This window comes from Reichenbachiella sp., from assembly GCF_965233835.1.
In the GTDB taxonomy this organism is placed as follows: domain Bacteria; phylum Bacteroidota; class Bacteroidia; order Cytophagales; family Cyclobacteriaceae; genus Reichenbachiella.
In genome coordinates this window covers 4,042,747-4,061,612 of sequence record NZ_OZ247585.1, presented here as the reverse complement: position 1 = coordinate 4,061,612, position 18,866 = coordinate 4,042,747, and the positions used below count along the sequence as shown (strand labels likewise).

The window sequence follows — 18,866 nt, the reverse complement described above, 5'->3', positions numbered from 1 at the left end:
ATTATGCCGATTTTCAATTATGGAATCGATCATCTCACCCCGGGTATAGCCATCGATATTGCCGAAGGCCGCACCCAGGGTGTTTTGAATGAGGAAGCCACCCAAAAGATTTTGGCCAGCCGCCAAAATGTACTGGATATCACCGAACAGGAAAAGATAGTTTATGGTGTAAATACCGGATTCGGGTCACTATGTACTACGATCATCAACAAAGCTGATGCTGGCAAACTCCAGGAGAATATTCTCAGAAGTCATAGTGTAGGCGTGGGCGCAGAGACTCCGCTGGATGTGGCTAAGCTCATGATGATTTTGAAAGTACACGCCTTGTCTAAAGGTTACTCTGGCGTGGCGCTGGAAACGCTGGAAAGAATCATTTGGCATATTGAGAGTGATTTCATCCCTTACGTACCACAACAAGGCTCGGTAGGAGCATCAGGAGATTTGGCACCTTTAGCTCACTTGTTTTTGCCTTTGATTGGTGAAGGAAAAGTTTGGAAAGATGAGCGATGGATTACAACCAAAGAATTATTCCAGAAGGAAAATAAAGAATCGCTCAACCTTGGACCAAAAGAAGGGTTGGCACTAATTAATGGAACACAATTCATCGCCGCTTACGCTCTGAAGGGTTTTGTAAGAATGAGCAATTGTCTCGACTCAGCCGATATTATTGGCGCCTTAAGTCTGGAGGCCTTGAAAGGCTCGATGAAGCCGTTTGATCAGGAATTGCACCAGATCAGACCGTATCAGGGTTCGATCTATGTGGCCGATCGGTTAGAAAAATTAGTGACAGGTTCAGAAATTATTGAGTCGCATCAAAACTGCAGTAGGGTTCAGGATCCGTATTCGCTTCGCTGTATGCCGCAGGTGCATGGGGCTTCTCGAAACGCTTGGTTGCACCTGAAGGACATGCTGACCGTTGAGATCAATTCGGTAACCGACAACCCAATCATTTGTAGTGTAGATAAAACCATCAGCGGAGGAAATTTTCATGGTCAACCGATGGCGATGCCCATCGATTATGCTGCGCTGGCTTCTGCGGAAATAGGTAATATTTCAGATCGAAGAGTTTATTTGATGCTCGAAGGTGAGGACGAAGGGTTGCCAACTTTGCTCATGAAAAATACGGGACTCAATTCGGGTTTCATGATTCCGCAATATACTTCTGCTGCTTTGGTAAGTGAAAACAAAGGCTTGTGCTTCCCATCGAGTGCCGATAGCGTACCTACCTCCATGGGGCAGGAAGATCATGTGAGTATGGGCTCCATTGGAGGACGAAAATTCAACACGATCCTCGACAATTTAGAAAATATTTTAGGTATCGAGTTATTCTGTGCGGCGCAAGGATTTGACTTTAGAAGGCCATTAAAATCAAGTGTGATACTAGAGGATGTTCATGCTCATGTAAGAAAGCACATCACTTTCGCTGCCGAGGATAGAATCTTTGGAGATGATATGGTAATCGCCACTGACATAATTAGAAATAAAGAAATTGTATCCGTAGCTCATGCTGCCGCGGATCAAAACAACATTAAACTATACAACAATGAAGTTTTCGGAATTTATTAATCAATACGCTTCGCACCCTAACTACAAGGCACCAACTGGTAATCAACTGCACGCTAAGACGTGGCAAACAGAGGCGGCACTCCGTATGTTGCTCAACAACCTGGATGAGGAAGTTGCAGAAGACCCCTCTGAGTTGGTGGTCTATGGCGGAACAGGGCAAGCGGCTAGAAATGTTGAATCACTTCAGAAAATTATTGAGCTTTTGCTAAAGCTAGAAGAAGACGAGAGTCTCTTGGTGCAATCAGGAAAGCCAGTAGGTATTGTGCGAACGCATGCAGAAGCCCCTCGAGTATTAATTGCAAATTCCAATCTTGTGCCTGCCTGGTCCAATTGGGAACATTTTCAATCTCTCAAAGAAAGAGGTTTGATGATGTATGGACAGATGACCGCTGGTAGTTGGATATACATTGGGTCGCAAGGTATTTTGCAAGGAACTTACGAAACATTTGTGGCCTGCGGAGAAAAGCATTTTGGCGGAAGCCTAAAAGGAAAGCTTGTAGTAACTGCTGGACTAGGTGGTATGGGCGGAGCTCAGCCATTGGCGGCTACCATGGCTGGAGCTACATTCCTGGGAGCAGACATCGACCCCTCTAGAATTCAAAAAAGACTTGATACCAAGTACATTGATCGCATGACGTATTCTTATGAAGAAGCACGCGATTGGGTGATGGAGGCTAAAGCCAAGGGAGAGAACCTTTCTGTTGGTTTGGTGGCTGACGCTGGGGATATGTTGGAGAAGCTGATTGCAGATGGTATTGTTCCAGAGGTATTGACCGATCAGACCTCTGCCCATGATCCGGTTTTTGGTTATGTGCCAAATGGAATGTCATTGGAAGAAGCGGCTGAGCTCAGGAAGACCGATCAAGAGAAATACAAAATCTTGTCTTTGAAGAGTATGGCTCGCCATGTAGGATTGATGTTGGATTTGCAGAAAAAGGGAAGCAAAACTTTCGATTACGGAAACAACATACGTGAATTCGCCAAACAAGGTGGAGAACCGAACGCTTTCGATTTTAATGGATTCGTGCCAGAGTATGTAAGGCCACTGTTCTGTGAAGGCAAAGGTCCATTTCGTTGGGCAGCATTATCAGGTGATCCAGAAGATATTTATGTGACTGATCAGGCTTTGATCGAGGCATTTCCAGAAAATAAGCACATGATCAATTGGCTACAGGAAGCTCAGAAGAAAGTGGCTTTCCAAGGGATACCTTGTAGAATCTGTTGGTTAGGAATGGGCGAAAGAGAAAAGGCCGGTCTGATTTTCAATGACTTAGTGAAATCAGGCAAAGTGAAGGCACCAATCGTGATTGGTAGAGATCATTTGGATTGCGGTTCGGTAGCTTCACCTAACAGAGAAACTGAAGGCATGAAAGATGGTACAGATGCTGTTTCTGATTGGCCATTGTTGAACTTAATGTCTAATGCTACCGGCGGTGCAACCTGGATTTCTTTCCACCATGGAGGAGGAGTAGGTATGGGATATTCGCAACATGCTGGCATGGTAGTTTTGGCAGATGGAACGGAGAGGGCAGAAAAATGTCTTAAAAGAGTTTTGCATAATGACCCAGCAATGGGTATCTTTCGACATCATGACGCTGGATATGAGAAAGCATCAAAATTTGCAGACGACTTTGATTTGAACGTCTGGAAATAGAGAATAGAATAATACTTAATTAAAGGGGGCTGTAGAACAGCCCCTTTTTTTGTTATCTTCGAAAGATGACCAAGGGCAATATATTAATCACAGGTGCTTCAACTGGAATTGGCGCGGCATGTGCTAAAAAATTCATTCAAGAGGGCTATGCTGTTTATGGAAGCGTAAGAAAACAAGAGGATGCTGATCGATTGAGTGAAGAGTTCGGTGAGAATTTCTATCCTTTGCTGTTTGATGTGACGGATGAAGTGGCCATTCAAAAATCAGCAGTCGATTTGACAAATAAGCTCGAAGGAAACGGACTGCAATTATTAATTAATAATGCAGGCGTTGCAGTGACAGGCGCCGTTGAATTGCTTGACCTGGATGCCTATCGAAAACAGTACGAGGTCAATTACTTTGGGCTAATTGCAGCGACAAAGGCCTTTTTGCCTCTATTAGGTGCGCAGGAAAATCACCCATTCAAGCCAGGGAAAATCATTAATATGAGTTCGATTGCTAGCAAGAGAACCATGCCTTTTATGACACCGTATGCCGGATCAAAAGCAGCTGTAGATAGTTTTACAGAAGGACTGAGAAGAGAGTTGTTGGTCTATGGTATTGATGCGGTAACTATCAACCCGGGACCCATCAAGACACCTATCTGGGATAAAATTGATGTAAATATGGATAAGGTGGAAGGGACAATTTATGAGCCGATTCTAAAGCGTTTTATTAAACTTGTTGACAAAGAGTCCAAGGATGCGATAGATGCAGATGATTTTGCCCTTCGGGTCTTTAAGGCCTTCCAAAGTAATAAGCCTAAAGTCTCTGATGTGGTGATAAAAAATAAATTAGTGAAGTATCATTTGCTAAGTTTAGTGTCTGCCAGACGGATTGATCGATTTATCAAGAAAATTTTAAAAATCTAATCATGCTTGTAAAAGAACACGTTGCTCTTATTGAGAAATTTTATACTGCCTTCAATGAAAAAGATGCGAAGGCCATGGCTGAATGTTATCACAAGGAATTGGAATTTGAGGATCCGGCCTTTGGAGTTTTAGATTATGAAGAGGCTTGTGCTATGTGGGCGATGCTTTTGAGTGGCAATAATGACATTGAAATTACCTTCAAAAATGCCTGGTCAGAAAACGAGTTCGGCGGAGTAGATTGGGAAGCCAAATATCCATTCTCGAAAACAGGAAGAAAAGTTCACAATAGAATTGATGCCAAGTTTGAATTTAAAGATGGTCTCATAATAGGGCATCGCGATTATTTTGATTTTTATAAATGGACCAGAATGGCGTTAGGCACTCCAGGTATACTTTTGGGTTGGACGAGTTATTTGCATAAAAAAGTGCAAGCTCAGTGTGCTACCATGCTCCAAAAGTATATGGACGAACAGGCTGCTTAGTCTTCATTTTCCTCTCCAAAATGAATCTCTCCATTTTTTGAAAGCAAAATGGCTAAAGGCCTGGTATTGTCAAACTGACCAAATATAATGATCAAGGTGGCTGTAATAGGGACTGAAAGAATCATCCCAACCACTCCCCATAGAAATCCCCAAAGCGTAAGACTCAATAAAACCACAAGCGGGCTTATATTGAGTTTACTTCCCATAAGCCTTGGATCCAAGACATTGCCAACCAAAATCTGTATGGCTCCCACGGCGATCAGCACCGTAAGTGCCACATGTGGTTCGCCGTACTGAATCAAGCCAAACAAGGTGGGAAAGAGAGTTGCCACTATGGACCCGATCGAAGGAATGAAGTTGAATAGAAAAATAATGAAAGCCCAAAGTGCTGGTAATTCGATGTCGATGATTAACAGGGCAAAATAACTTAGTAGCCCGGTTAGGAAGCTGGTAAATATTTTAACTGATAAATAGTCGTCAAACAGGTTGGTTACCGCACTGAAGGTCTTGTAAATACTTCCCCCTGCTGCAGTTGTTTTTAGTACTTTTTGAATTTTCTCTTGAAACAAAGTTTCCTCTAAAAGAAGAAAGACTACATAAATCAATATAATGATAAACTGTCCTACAGCTCCGGCAAAAGAACCGGCATATGTCATAATACTGGTTTTGTACTCTGAAAACAACGAAGTAAACGACTGGTCTAAGTTTTCGATTCCCGTTAAGTCACTCAAGGCCACGAGTGCCATAGATATATTGTCGCTGTATTGCGGTAGGTTTTGAGCCAGGCTTTGAAAATTGGTACTTATGATTTTTGCAATGGTGTAGATTCCTAAAAACACAGTCGCGGTACTAATTACCGTCACTAACCACTTGGGTAGCTTAAACTTTCCAATTTTTATTTTGCTAACCAGATCTCTCAATTTTTTTACGATGTACCAAATCAAAAATGAAATACAGAACACTTTCAGGAAGTTCTGAAAATACATCAATACTCCCACTGCGCCAGCTACTACAATCATCCAGTAGGCGACATTGGCTAGTTTGAGTTCGTTGGAATTTTGCATAAAATAAAGATAGGAAAATTGAAGGTTTTGCTTAGCCCATCTTAGCTCTTTTGGTTAAGTAGGTGCTTAGAATTTTATCGAAGCCGCCTTTGATGTCCGCATCCACAAAGTCAATTTTTAGTTGTGAACATTTCAAAAATAAATTTTGAAATTCTTCATCCATATGCTGCTTGTAAATTTTCTTGATTTCTGTGGGAGTCAGTTTTACAACTTGGCCTGTTTCTAAATCCTCGAATCTGTGGGGCCTGTCTTCAAACTCAAAATCAAGTTCTGTTTCTTTATCATTCACATGAAAGAGCAAAACTTCATGTTTGTTATGCTTCAAATGGTTGAGCGCTGAGAAAACTTCTTCTTGATCGTTTTCCTGCTGTAGCATGTCAGAAAATATTACGACCAAAGACCGCTTGGGGATTTTCTCCGCCACTTCATGAAGTACCTGCGCTACATTAGTCTTTTGTTTAACTGGTGGTTTTTCAAAAAGTTGTTGATACTTATTGAGCAGATTGCGCACATGAGTGGAAGTAGACTTAGTATCAGATTGGAACTCAATTTGATCACTAAAAGTGAATAGTCCTACGGCGTCACGTTGTTTTTGTAGCAAAAAAGAAATGGCAGCTCCAGCCAAAATGGAAAATTTGATCTTGCCATGTTCTGGTTTTGGATAATACATAGAAGAGGAGGTATCCAAAACAATGTAGCATCGAAGGTTAGTTTCTTCTTCATAGCGTTTGGTATACAGTCGATCTGTTTTGGCAAAGACCTTCCAATCGATGTGTCTAGTACTTTCCCCATAATTGTACAGTCTGTGCTCGGCAAACTCTACAGAAAAACCATGATAGGGTGATTTATGCAAGCCAGTAATAAATCCCTCAACCAGTTGCCTGGCGAGTAGTTCTACATTGGCATACTCTTTTAGTTTGTTGATGTCTATATCTAGCTTCACAAAATTTTGTTTATGGGGTCAACGTACGCAAGATATAAATGATCTGTGTTGTTGCCAATATTATAATGAGAAGTGGTTTTTGAAGCGAAATTTTCAATATGATTTCATGGCCCAGATCATCTCATTGAGTTTATATGAGGTGATTTGCTTTTGTGAATTAAAAAACATTATATTTAAAGCTTTTAAAGAATTTAATTAATCATTAAAATCTGAATTCTAACTACTAAATCAAACCGAAAAAAAGTGGAAGATCATAAGGATAACGAAAGAGCAGAGATATTTTCTGAGAGAGTAAGAGCGGGGAAAAGAACCTATTTTTTTGATGTAAAAGCCACACGTTCAAATGATTATTATTTAACCATTACAGAGAGCAAGAGACGCTACAAGGATGATGGGTATTTCTACGAGAAGCACAAGATCTTCTTATACAAAGAAGACTTTAATAAATTTGTTCAAGCACTTAATGACTCGGTAAATCACGTTAAAACAGAGTTAATGCCAGAAGTTGACTTTGAACAATTCGATAGAGAAAAAGAAGAATTCGAAAGCCAACCAGCAGCTGTTCCATCTAATGAGGATAGCGACTTGAAATGGGATTGATGTAATTCTTGGCAGAAGAAACTTGAAAGCTCTTGGGTACTCCTGGAGCTTTTTCTATTTTTAAACCATGATCAGAAGAACACTACTGTTTTTAATAATTGCCGCGGCATTATTTGTTTTTAGCGCTTGGCTCTTTAGTGATATCTTCATTTATATCTGCATATCTATAGTTCTGGCCACTATTCTTAGGCCATTGACCAATTTCATACATCGTACCTATATATATAGGGTAAGAATGCCGAGAGTGATCGCCATTCTTGTTTCTTATTGTGCGGTGGTTGGAGTGGTATTTTCATTCATCTTGTTGTTTATACCTCTGATCGTAGAGCAAGTGAATGTTCTGTCTAATGTGAGTTTTGACGAGGTATATTCAAACCTCTCTCAGCCATTAGTAGCCATTGAAAATTTTCTCATCGAGTATCAATTGGTAAGCGAGGATGAGCATAGCCTGACTCAAACTATTAGGACCAGTGTATTCGATTTTGTTAGCAATCTTAATTTCAGAAACATCATTAACAATCTATTGACGTTTACAGGAGGTTTTTTTGTTAGTGTTTTGGCTATTGCCTTTATTACTTTTTTTCTTCTTCTTGAAAATGGCTTACTAAGCCGAAGATTGATCGCTATTGTACCCAATCAATATTTTGAGTTGTTTATATCTGCTATCCATAAGATTGAACACTTGTTGTCCAATTACCTGATTGGTTTGGTCTTACAAATGATGGCGATTTTTTCCATCGCAGGTCTTGGACTTTCAATATTTGGTGTGAAATATGCGCTTACCATAGCCGTCTTCGCTGCTGTGGCTAATCTGATTCCTTATATGGGACCAATACTCGGGGCTTCTTTTGGTATTATAGTAGGTCTTTCAACGAGTGGTCATTTCGCCTTTGATCAGTTTACGGTCATTTTCATGTTGAAGATAGTTTCGGTATTCACCGTAGTGCAGATTACCGATAACGTACTTCTCCAGCCACTCATTTTTTCTAAAAGTGTGAAGGCGCATCCTTTAGAGATTTTTGTTGTTATCTTTGCGGCCGCAAGTTTAGCCGGTATTCCGGGCATGATTGCAGCCATTCCAGTCTATACGATTATCCGTGTTTCTGTGATGGAAATCAGAGACGGATTCAAGAGCTACAGGATTTTTCAAGTATCAAAAAAATAATATATAAATGGGATTGCAATGCGGGATTGTAGGTTTGCCAAACGTAGGTAAATCAACTCTTTTTAATGCATTATCAAATGCTAAGGCAGAAGCTGCCAATTTTCCTTTCTGTACGATTGAACCAAATGTGGGTGTAATCACCGTACCAGACGAAAGACTCGGTATATTAGAAAAATTAGTTAATCCCCAAAAGGTGTTGCCTACCGTTATCGAATTTGTCGATATTGCAGGGTTGGTTAAAGGGGCCAGCAAGGGAGAGGGACTTGGAAATAAATTCCTGGCCAATATTCGCGAGGTAGACGCTATTGTACATGTGACTCGGTGCTTTAATGACGATAACATTGTACACGTAGATGGTCATGTCAATCCTGTGGCCGACAAAGACGTCATCGATACTGAGCTTCAACTCAAGGATTTGGAGTCAATCGACAAACAAATCCAAAAGAATGCTAAGGCTGCCAAATCTGGAGATGCCAAACTCAAGGCTATTGTAGAAGTTCTTACTGAGTACAAAGAGTTGTTAGAATCAGGGCAAAATGCAAGAGCACTAGAGCTTACTGACGAACGCAAGGAAGTAGTAGGGCCACTTCAATTGCTGACTATTAAGCCGGTAATTTATGTCGCTAATGTAGAAGAATCTGCGATTCTGGCTGGCAACGAACATGTGGAAGCTCTGAAGAAAGCCGTTGCTGCAGAAACGCTCAGGTTGTTATGGTAAGTGCTGCCATCGAATCTCAAATTGCTGAATTTGACGAGCCTGAAGAAAAAGAAATGTTCTTAGGTGAATATGGACTGAAAGAATCTGGCTTAGATAAGCTGATTCGGGCTGCCTATGAGTTATTAGACCTGATTACTTACTTTACGGCTGGAGAGACAGAAGTGAGAGCCTGGACTATCAAAAAAGGATGGAAAGCACCACAAGCTGCAGGCGTTATTCATACTGATTTCGAAAAAGGATTTATCAAGGCTGAAGTGATCAAGATTCCTGATTACCAACAATATGGCTCCGAAACAGGCTGTAAAGAAGCTGGGAAACTAGCCATCGAAGGAAAGGACTACGTAGTGAAGGACGGTGATGTGATGCACTTTAGGTTTAACGTCTAATAAGGTTATTGTCCTAAAATTTTTGCATCTACGAAAAATGTTGAATTGATCTCGATATCGTGATCTTGTTCAATAGTTTCGTCAGTTGTTGTACTTACTTTTAGTTTAAACTTGTCCTGAGTGAGATACTCCTTGATGTCGTCGTCTGACACGTCAAGGGTAATCGTGTTGCTTCCATTGTCTGGAATGTTATTCAAAAAAGCGATTTCGTTGTCAGGTAATCCGTTGGCCGAAATTGAAATAGATATTGCTTCCAGAAATGAAAATGTACCATCAGTGGGTGATGAAATAGTAAGAGTCATCTCGGTTAAGCGAATCTCTTCAATGAGATCCTTCCTTGTATTGTTGCCTGAGAAGGTTGATTCCGAATTCGAGTTAATGTCCGGGGTATCCAAATTAATTGGTAAACTAACAATGGATGATGAGGGGATTGTTACGGTGCTGCTGTATCTCATATTGAACTGAGTAAGCTTATCTATTTCGCTACAGCTCAAAATAGTAGCAATCAGGAACGTTGTTTGTAGAAATCTTTTAATCATCGGTCGTTTACTTTTCTTAAGCAACGAGCGGTATCATTTGCTTATTGTCTCTGGAGGCTTTGTTGGTGTCAAACAATAATTTGTGCTGTTTTTACAAGGGTTGTTATAGAAGTCAGCTCTCATTTTTAAAGGTCTGGGGTGTGATTTGGAGGCAAATTTTAATACTTTTGCCACCTTAAAAATTAGCATTTGACCCACCGATTAATTTTTAAAACGAAATTTCAACTTAATAGCAGCGATTATGGCAAACGATCCGGATATGCTTCAGAAGCATTACAACGATTACATCAAGGAGATAGAAGAAAGAAAAGAGCAGGGACTGAGTCCAAAGCCAATTGATGGCGCAGATTTGACTAGTGCAATCATTGCGCAAATCAAAGATTCTGGAAGCGAGCATAGAGAAGAGGCGCTCAAATTCTTCATTTACAACACCTTACCAGGTACAACAAGTGCTGGAGGCGTTAAAGCGAAGTTTTTAAAAGAAATTATTCTTGGTGAATCTACTGTTGAAAAAATCAATCCGGATTTTGCGTTTGAATTATTGTCACACATGAAGGGTGGGCCTTCTATTGAAGTGTTGCTTGATTTAGCCCTGGGTAATGATGAGGCCATTGCTAAAAAAGCAGCGGAAGTTCTTAAAACTCAGGTGTTCCTATATGATGCGGACATGGAGCGCTTAGATGCGGCCTTTAAAGCAGGGAATAGCATAGCTAAGGATTTGTTGGAGAGTTACGCAAAAGCTGAATTTTTCACTAAGCTTCCAGACGTAGAAGAAGAAATAGAAATTGTTACTTTCATTGCCGGAACAGGCGACATCTCTACAGATTTACTTTCTCCTGGTGCAGATGCGCATTCTCGATCAGATCGAGAACTACACGGCCAGTGCATCTTCGAACACAACAAGGAAATGCAAAAAGAGCTTTCTGAGCTGAAGGAAGAACACCCAGACAAGCGTGTCATGTTGGTTGCCGAAAAAGGCACCATGGGTGTGGGCTCTTCTAGAATGTCAGGGGTAAATAACGTGGCATTATGGACAGGAATTCAGGCAAGTCCTTACGTTCCATTTATCAACATTGCTCCAATTATTGCAGGCACCAACGGAATTTCTCCTATATTCTTAACTACTGTTGGCGTTACAGGTGGTATCGGAATCGACCTTCAAAACTGGGTAAAGAAAAAGGATGCTGACGGCAAGACGGTAGTTGATGCAGAAGGCGAGCCAGTGCTAGAGCAAGCTTACTCAGTGGAAACTGGAACAGTATTGACCATTAACACGAAGGAGAAGAAACTTTACAAGAATGGTGAAGTAGTAAAAGATATTTCTACTGCACTGACACCACAAAAGGTAGAATTCATCAAAGCTGGTGGTTCTTATGCGGTTGTATTTGGAAAGAAGCTGCAAACCTTTGCCGCAAAAACATTAGGAGTAGATGCTCCTGTCGTATTTGCCCCTTCTAAAGAAATTTCTCATGAAGGTCAGGGGTTGACCGCTGTTGAAAAGATTTTTAATAAAAATGCAGTCGGTACAACTCCAGGAAAAACATTACACGCTGGTTCAGACGTTCGTGTAGAAGTAAACATTGTAGGGTCTCAAGATACCACAGGTTTGATGACTTCTCAGGAATTGGAAGCCATGGCGGCTACCACAATTTCTCCGATCGTTGATGGAGGTTACCAGTCCGGTTGTCATACAGCTTCAGTTTGGGACAAAAAAGCACAGGCTAATATTCCTAAGTTGATGAAATTTATGAACGACTTCGGGATGATTACGGCTCGTGATCCGAAAGGCCAGTATCATGCCATGACTGACGTGATTCATAAGGTTCTAAATGATATTACCATTGACGATTGGGCGATCATTATTGGTGGCGATTCTCATACAAGAATGTCTAAAGGTGTTGCTTTTGGTGCTGACTCCGGTACTGTGGCTTTGGCTCTGGCTACTGGAGAGGCCTCAATGCCGATTCCTGAGTCTGTGAAAGTGACCTTCACAGGTGAAATGAAGAGCTACATGGATTTCCGTGATGTGGTTCATGCTACGCAGCAGCAGATGCTCAAGCAGTTTAGTGGAGAGAATGTATTCCAGGGTAGGGTGATTGAGGTGCACATTGGTACGTTGACGGCCGATCAGGCATTTACATTTACTGATTGGACGGCAGAGATGAAAGCCAAAGCATCTATCTGTATATCTGAAGATGAGACTTTGATCGAATCATTGGAAATTGCAAAAGGCAGAATCCAGATCATGATCGATAAAGGTATGGATAACGAGAAGCAAGTGCTCCAAGGGTTGATCGACAAAGCCAATGCAAGAATCGCTGAAATCAGAAGTGGGGAAAAGCCAGCACTTACTCCTGATGCAAGCGCGAAATATTATGCAGAAGTAGAGGTGGATTTGGATCAAATTGCTGAGCCAATGATTGCTGACCCAGATGTCAACAACGACGATGTTTCGAAGAGATATACCCATGACACCATCAGACCGTTATCTTTCTATGGTGGAGAGAAAAAAGTAGATCTTGGGTTCATCGGGTCATGTATGGTTCACAAGGGCGACATGAAGATTTTGGCACAAATGCTGAAAAATATCGAATCGCAAAAAGGTAAAGTAGAATTTAACGCACCACTAGTGGTGGCGCCTCCTACGTACAACATCGTTGATGAATTGAAAGCAGAAGGAGATTGGGAAGTATTGCAGAAATACTCAGGATTCGAATTCAATGATGACGCACCTAAGGGTGAGGCACGTACCAAGTATGAGAATATGTTGTATTTGGAGCGTCCAGGATGTAACCTTTGTATGGGTAATCAGGAAAAAGCAGAGCCAGGTGATACCGTAATGGCAACTTCTACTCGATTATTCCAAGGAAGAGTGGTGAAAGACTCAAATGAGAAAAAAGGGGAGTCATTGCTGTCTTCTACTCCCGTAGTTGTGATGTCTACGCTCTTGGGACGTACACCTAAATTGGATGAATACGAAGCTGCTGTTGAAGGTATTGATTTAACTAAATTCAAACCTTCAGGGAAGTTGCTTGTGAAGTAATAAAAGAATAGCAAATAATATTGAAAGCCCAGGTCATAGACTTGGGCTTTTTTGTTATAAATAATATTGATGTCTTATCGTTAACGTGAGTTACATTATCCCCGTTTATTAACTAAATTAGAAGACTAATTAGGAATAATTAAAACTACATTTATGGCATTTGATATCGACATGATAAAAAGCGTTTACTCTAAATTCCCAAAAAGAGTGGAGGCTGCAAGAAAAGCAACTGGAAAACCATTAACCCTATCAGAAAAAATTCTTTATTCTCATTTGACCGAAGGAGATCCTTCCAAATCTTATCAAAGAGGTGAGTCTTATGTGGATTTTGAGCCGGATAGAATTGCCTGTCAGGATGCCACTGCACAAATGGCATTGCTGCAATTCATGCAAGCCGGAAAGGATAAGGTGGCTGTGCCTACCACAGTTCATTGTGATCACTTAATTCAGGCTAAGATTGGAGCGGCAGCAGATTTGCAAAACGCTATTAACACCTCAAATGAAGTGTTCAACTTTTTGGAATCTGTTTCTAATAAATACGGTATTGGTTTTTGGAAGCCGGGCGCCGGCATTATTCATCAGGTTGTTTTAGAAAACTATGCCTTTCCAGGGGGCATGATGATCGGAACAGATTCCCATACGGTAAATGCTGGAGGACTTGGTATGGTCGCTGTTGGCGTTGGTGGAGCCGATGCTGTAGATGTAATGGCAGGCATGCCTTGGGAATTGAAGTTTCCAAAACTGATTGGCGTGAAGCTAACCGGTAAAATGAACGGATGGACCTCAGCTAAGGATGTGATATTAAAAGTAGCAGGGATTCTTACCGTGAAAGGTGGCACAGGAGCTATCGTTGAGTACTTTGGAGATGGAGCGAAGAGTATGTCTTGTACCGGAAAAGGTACAATCTGTAATATGGGAGCAGAAATAGGAGCGACTACCTCTACTTTCGGATATGATGAATCCATGGAGAGATATTTGAGAGCAACAGGTAGAGCAGAAGTTGCGGACCTTGCCAACGGAATCAAAGAACATCTGACAGGTGATGATGAAGTATATGCCAACCCTGAGCAATACTTTGATCAGGTCATTGAAATTGATCTGTCAACATTGTCTCCGCATGTGAACGGCCCCTTCACGCCAGATTTGGCCACACCAATTGCTGAAATGGGAGAAAAGGCAAAAGCGAATGATTGGCCTACTAAAATTGAATGGGGGTTGATTGGCTCTTGTACCAATTCATCCTATGAAGATATGACCAGAGCAGCATCGATTGTGGAACAAGCGGTAGCACATGGCATCAAACCTAAAGCCGAATTTGGAATTAATCCAGGCTCCGAGCAAGTAAGGTACACCATCGAAAGAGATGGGATCATAGAGACATTCGAGAAACTGGGCACCAAAGTATTTACAAATGCCTGTGGGCCTTGCATTGGACAATGGGCACGAGCAGGTGCAGATAAACAAGAAAAGAACACTATTGTACACTCCTTCAATAGAAATTTTGCTAAAAGGGCTGATGGCAATCCAAATACCCACGCCTTCGTCACCTCTCCTGAAATGGTCGCTGCGTTGGCGATTTCAGGTGACTTAGGGTTCAACCCGATCACAGATACATTGACTAATGCCGCTGGTGAGCAAGTGAAACTTGATCCACCAAAAGGAGATGAATTGCCATCTAAGGGGTTTGATGTAGAAGACCCTGGATATCAGGCTCCGGCCAAAGATGGTTCTTCTGTTCAGGTTTCTGTTGCAGAAGATTCAAAAAGGCTACAGTTGTTAGCTGGATTTGCTCCATGGGATGGGAAGAATATCACGGGTGCAAAACTGCTTATCAAAGCACAAGGCAAATGCACCACTGACCACATTTCTATGGCTGGCCCATGGTTGAGATTTAGAGGTCATTTGGACAACATAGCAGATAATACCTTGATCGGTGCCGTCAATGCCTTTAATGGGGAGACAGACAGTGTGAAAAGCCAGCTTACTGGTGAATATGGTCCGGTGCCTGCCACACAAAGAGCCTATAAAGCCGAAGGCATTCCGACCATAGTAGTAGGAGATCACAATTATGGAGAAGGCTCATCGAGAGAGCATGCTGCTATGCAGCCTAGACATCTTGGAGTGAGAGCCGTTTTGGTTAAATCCTTCGCTAGAATTCATGAAACAAATTTGAAGAAACAAGGGATGTTGGCCTTGACTTTTGCTAATGAGTCGGATTATGACAAAATATTAGAAGACGACTCGTTTGATTTTGTTGATTTAGAAAACTTTGCACCTGGCAAGCCTTTAACAATCACGGTAAAACATGCAGATGGTTCAGAGGATTCTATCTTAACTAATCACACTTATAACGATAGTCAGATTGAATGGTTTAAGGCCGGATCTGCTTTAAATTTGATTAAAAAACAAAATAAAGCATAAGCGCAAACGTTGAAATCTGGCAACTAAACGAAAGAGTAGTCGTTATTTTTTCGTAGATTTGCACAGACATTTAAGAAAATAACAAGAAACGGTTTCAGCAATGAGACCGTTCTTTTTTATTATAAATCAAACAAGATGAGTGTATCATATTATACAGAAGAAGGGCTTCAGAAGTTGAAAGATGAACTGAATGAACTGAAGACACACGGCAGAACAGATATTGCGAAGCAGATTGCTGAAGCAAGAGACAAGGGGGACTTGAGTGAAAATGCTGAGTATGATGCAGCAAAAGATGCTCAAGGGTTATTAGAGCTTAAAATTGCTAAGTTGGAAGCTGTAGTGGGAAACGCTAGAATCATTGACGAATCGCAAATTGACACGTCAAAAGCTTCTATTCTTTCTACGGTGAAGATCAAAAACAAAAAGAACGGCATGGAAGTAAAGTATACTTTGGTAGCCGAAGAAGAGGCAGATTTGAAAGCTGCTAAGATTTCTGTGAAATCACCAATCGGAAAAGGATTATTAGGTAAAAAAGTTGGTGAGATAGCAACAGTAGAGGCTCCAGCTGGCAATATTGATTTTGAGATTTTAGAAATTGGACTCGCATAGACATGCCTAGCATCTTTAGTAAGATAATCAGTCGAGAAATACCAGCACACATCGTTGCTGAAAGCGAGAGCTATCTGGCATTTCTCGACATAAATCCTTTGATGGAAGGCCATTGCTTGGCTATACCAAAGGTAGATATTGACTACATCTACGACTTGGATGACGATATGCTGGCAGGATTGCATGTATTTGCAAAAAAAGTAGCCCTAGGGATTCAAAAAGCTATTCCATGTGAGCGCATAGCTGTGTCTGTGTTGGGTTTAGAAGTGCCACATGCCCATGTGCATTTGATTCCTATGAATACCATGGATGATGCAAACTTTGCCCGTCCAAAATTGAAGCCTGCACAAGAAGAATTGGCTGAGACTGCCGCTAAGATTAAATCCGCTATTCAGCTGTAATCAGACCGTATGGTCCAAATAGAAAAAACGATAACTTATACCGGTCATTCGGATGCAGTCTATACCCTGGAAAAAGGAGTAGAACCTCATTTATTTTATTCTGCTGGTGGAGATGGAAACATCGTCGAGTGGGATCTTAATAAGACGGACAGTGGGCGTTTGATAGCCAAGGTTCCTGCCTCTGTTTACTCTATTCGATTGGTTCCTGAGAGACATCTGCTCATAGTGGCTCAAAACTATGAAGGCATCCATCTTATAGATGTGTTGTCCAATAAGGAGCTGGGTTCTTTACAGTTTACCCAATCAGCGATTTTCGATATGCAAGTAGCTGGAGATATGCTGATTGTAGGAACGGGCGATGGGAAACTGGTGATTATCGATTTGCCGAAGCTCAAAGTTCTAAAGGAGGTAGAGGTTTGTGATCAGAATCTTAGAGAGATATTGATTACTAATGATAACCACTGTCTGGTTGGTTCTAGTGATGGGTTTATCCGGAAGTACGATCTGCCTAACTTTAAATTGAAGAAAGAGGTACACGCGCATGAAAACTCAGTGTTTGCTTTGCTTGAAAAAGATCAGGTCGTGATCAGTGGCAGTCGTGATGCACGACTAAAGTTCTGGGATTTGAATGAATTGAATCTGGATGAGTCCATTAATGCGCACATGTACGCTATCAACGATATTGTGGAACGGCAAGATGGAGCCTATTTGGCTAGTGCAAGCATGGATAAAACCATCAAAATCTGGGATTATCAGCAGCGCAAATTGATCAAAGTAATAGACAAGGCACGCCATAAAGGTCATCTTACCTCTGTAAATAAACTGCTCTGGATGGAATATAATGACCTTTTAATTTCATGCAGTGACGACCGTTCTATAGGCGTTTGGCGTATAGATATTAAGAAATAATGTTTATAATTGCATTATAAGCCGCCCAATTAGTAATTAAACTACCAGTTTGTACGTATTAATATAAGTATATTAAGATTGATAGGTATAGAAAACTACTGATCGAAATAGCTTGAACCAAACATCTATCGGATGAGGTGATTCAATCATAATTGATCCCTTTGGTGTTTAAAAGATCTATAGACAGATGAAGATTACTCCATTAGAAATCAGGCAAAAGACGTTCGAAAAGTCTTTTAGAGGGCTAGACAAGGACGAGGTTACGGCATTTTTATTATCCCTTTCGCACGAATGGGAGCGGTTTCTGGACGAAAACAAGGACCTCAAACAACAAAGAGATAAACTTGAACAAGAAGTTCAGAAATTGAGAGAGGTAGAAACCACCCTTTTCAAAACACTGAAAACAGCTGAAGATACTGGCGCAAGTGTCGTGGATCAGGCCAATAAAACAGCTGCTCTCCATCTCAAGGAGGCTCAAATCAATGCAGATGCTATGATTAGCGAAGCCAAGAATAAGGCTCGTGCAATTATTGAAAAGGCTGAAATGGAAGCTCGTGATGTCATGGAAGAAATGACAGGCGAAGTAAAGGAATTGGAGGAAAACTATCGCATTATAGAGAATCAAAGAGACAATATCATTTCTCAACTTAAAATGCTTTCCGGTGATGTGATGAGTAAAGTGGAGAAAGTGAAATATCAAGAGTCTGGTATTGAAACACATGTAAAGAAAGTGAAGCAGTTGCTTCGAGAAACCTCAGAAAGAGTCAGTAATCATTCTGACGAGAGCGTATCAAAAATCGAATCCATTAAACTTGAGGAAGTGAAAATGGAGAAGGTAAAAAAGGAGCCAGTCCAGGAAGAAAACCTGGAGGATGCCAGACCTGAAGCCAATGATCAGGCTTCAGTCAAGAAAAATTACATTTCTGAAGAGAATCCGATTGCAAGAACTACTCCTACGCCGCCAGTAGCTAAACCAAAAGTGAAGAAGGAGCCAGTGGCAGAAGGTGGATTGTCATTTTTCGACGAACTGGAAGACTAATCAATGACTACAATAAGGCTGGAGGGATTGGACTTCTTTGCCCACCATGGGTATTATGAGGAAGAACGTAAGGTAGGAAACAAATACACGGTCGATGTAGAGGTGTTGATAGAAAACTCAGCTTTTACAGATGATGATCTCGATCAAACGATCAACTATGAGGAAATTTATTTGACTGTATCCACTATTATGTCCGTTTCAACTAAACTACTTGAAACTTTGGCTTCGTCTATGTGCAAAGAGTTGCTCAAGCAGTTTAGCACTGTACAGCAGGTAACTGCCATAGTGAGTAAACACAACCCACCAATAAAAGGAGTTTGTAAAAAAGCTTCGGTTTCTATTACCCAAACCAGATAATTTTCAGATTCGTGCAACTTCTTTGAAAGAGTCATGTCTTTGTTTTGTTATTTATAATA

The 18,866-nt window shown here is 41.1% G+C and carries 16 protein-coding genes and 1 pseudogene; 14 read left to right on the top strand and 3 right to left on the bottom strand.

Features of this window, described 5'->3' with window-relative positions; translation table 11 throughout:
• Positions 1–3: 3 nt before the first annotated feature.
• The 4 genes from hutH (at position 4) to ACO6S2_RS17155 (ending at position 4,613) form a co-directional block, all read left to right on the top strand.
• Positions 4–1,566 (top strand): histidine ammonia-lyase, encoded by a 1,563-nt coding sequence (gene hutH, locus ACO6S2_RS17170; RefSeq protein ID WP_422359789.1) that lies wholly within the window; start codon positions 4–6, stop codon positions 1,564–1,566.
• A complete protein-coding gene (gene hutU, locus ACO6S2_RS17165; protein ID WP_422359788.1) occupies positions 1,544–3,220 on the top strand; it encodes a urocanate hydratase in 1,677 nt (558 codons plus the stop codon). Before hutH ends, hutU begins: the two co-directional genes overlap by 23 nt.
• Before the next feature lie 65 nt (positions 3,221–3,285).
• Positions 3,286–4,131: an SDR family NAD(P)-dependent oxidoreductase gene (locus ACO6S2_RS17160; RefSeq protein WP_422359787.1), complete on the top strand. Its 846-nt coding sequence runs from the start codon at positions 3,286–3,288 to the stop codon at positions 4,129–4,131.
• 2 nt (positions 4,132–4,133) lie between these two features.
• Positions 4,134–4,613, top strand: coding sequence for a nuclear transport factor 2 family protein (locus ACO6S2_RS17155; RefSeq protein WP_422359786.1), 480 nt, complete (start codon positions 4,134–4,136; stop codon positions 4,611–4,613).
• Here the strand turns inward: ACO6S2_RS17155 and ACO6S2_RS17150 are convergent.
• Entirely contained in the window at positions 4,610–5,677 is a 1,068-nt protein-coding gene (locus ACO6S2_RS17150) for an AI-2E family transporter (protein ID WP_422359785.1), read from the bottom strand. The two genes, ACO6S2_RS17155 and ACO6S2_RS17150, sit on opposite strands and share 4 nt — an antisense overlap.
• Before the next feature lie 31 nt (positions 5,678–5,708).
• Positions 5,709–6,620: a DUF58 domain-containing protein gene (locus ACO6S2_RS17145; protein ID WP_422359784.1), complete on the bottom strand. Its 912-nt coding sequence runs from the start codon at positions 6,618–6,620 to the stop codon at positions 5,709–5,711.
• Positions 6,621–6,863: 243 nt separating this feature from the next.
• On the opposite strand from ACO6S2_RS17145, the gene ACO6S2_RS17140 reads away from it, so the two are divergent.
• From ACO6S2_RS17140 to ychF, 3 genes and pseudogenes are all read left to right on the top strand, one after another.
• Complete coding sequence (locus tag ACO6S2_RS17140; protein ID WP_422359783.1) at positions 6,864–7,220, top strand: DUF3276 family protein; 357 nt, start codon at positions 6,864–6,866, stop codon at positions 7,218–7,220.
• A 67-nt stretch (positions 7,221–7,287) separates the two neighbouring features.
• Positions 7,288–8,385: an AI-2E family transporter gene (locus tag ACO6S2_RS17135; protein WP_422359782.1), complete on the top strand. Its 1,098-nt coding sequence runs from the start codon at positions 7,288–7,290 to the stop codon at positions 8,383–8,385.
• A 7-nt stretch (positions 8,386–8,392) separates the two neighbouring features.
• A pseudogene (gene ychF / locus ACO6S2_RS17130) lies at positions 8,393–9,489 on the top strand (redox-regulated ATPase YchF).
• A gap of 5 nt (positions 9,490–9,494) precedes the next feature.
• On the opposite strand, the gene ACO6S2_RS17125 reads toward ychF, so the two are convergent.
• On the bottom strand, positions 9,495–10,028 hold the full coding sequence (locus ACO6S2_RS17125; protein WP_422359781.1) for a hypothetical protein: 534 nt from the start codon (positions 10,026–10,028) through the stop codon (positions 9,495–9,497).
• Between the two features lie 241 nt (positions 10,029–10,269).
• On the opposite strand from ACO6S2_RS17125, the gene ACO6S2_RS17120 reads away from it, so the two are divergent.
• The 7 genes from ACO6S2_RS17120 (at position 10,270) to folB (ending at position 18,807) form a co-directional block, all read left to right on the top strand.
• Entirely contained in the window at positions 10,270–13,071 is a 2,802-nt protein-coding gene (locus tag ACO6S2_RS17120) for a bifunctional aconitate hydratase 2/2-methylisocitrate dehydratase (protein ID WP_422359780.1), read from the top strand.
• Positions 13,072–13,224: 153 nt separating this feature from the next.
• Complete coding sequence (locus ACO6S2_RS17115) at positions 13,225–15,492, top strand: aconitate hydratase (RefSeq protein WP_422359779.1); 2,268 nt, start codon at positions 13,225–13,227, stop codon at positions 15,490–15,492.
• Between the two features lie 135 nt (positions 15,493–15,627).
• The gene (greA, locus tag ACO6S2_RS17110; RefSeq protein WP_422359778.1) at positions 15,628–16,101 is read left to right on the top strand and encodes a transcription elongation factor GreA; all 474 of its coding nucleotides are present in this window, start codon (positions 15,628–15,630) and stop codon (positions 16,099–16,101) included.
• A gap of 2 nt (positions 16,102–16,103) precedes the next feature.
• On the top strand, positions 16,104–16,502 hold the full coding sequence (locus ACO6S2_RS17105; RefSeq protein WP_422359777.1) for an HIT family protein: 399 nt from the start codon (positions 16,104–16,106) through the stop codon (positions 16,500–16,502).
• 9 nt (positions 16,503–16,511) lie between these two features.
• Positions 16,512–17,411 (top strand): WD40 repeat domain-containing protein, encoded by a 900-nt coding sequence (locus tag ACO6S2_RS17100; RefSeq protein ID WP_422359776.1) that lies wholly within the window; start codon positions 16,512–16,514, stop codon positions 17,409–17,411.
• A gap of 187 nt (positions 17,412–17,598) precedes the next feature.
• On the top strand, positions 17,599–18,450 hold the full coding sequence (locus ACO6S2_RS17095; protein WP_422359775.1) for a DivIVA domain-containing protein: 852 nt from the start codon (positions 17,599–17,601) through the stop codon (positions 18,448–18,450).
• A gap of 3 nt (positions 18,451–18,453) precedes the next feature.
• Positions 18,454–18,807: a dihydroneopterin aldolase gene (gene folB / locus ACO6S2_RS17090; RefSeq protein WP_422359774.1), complete on the top strand. Its 354-nt coding sequence runs from the start codon at positions 18,454–18,456 to the stop codon at positions 18,805–18,807.
• Positions 18,808–18,866: the final 59 nt, after the last annotated feature.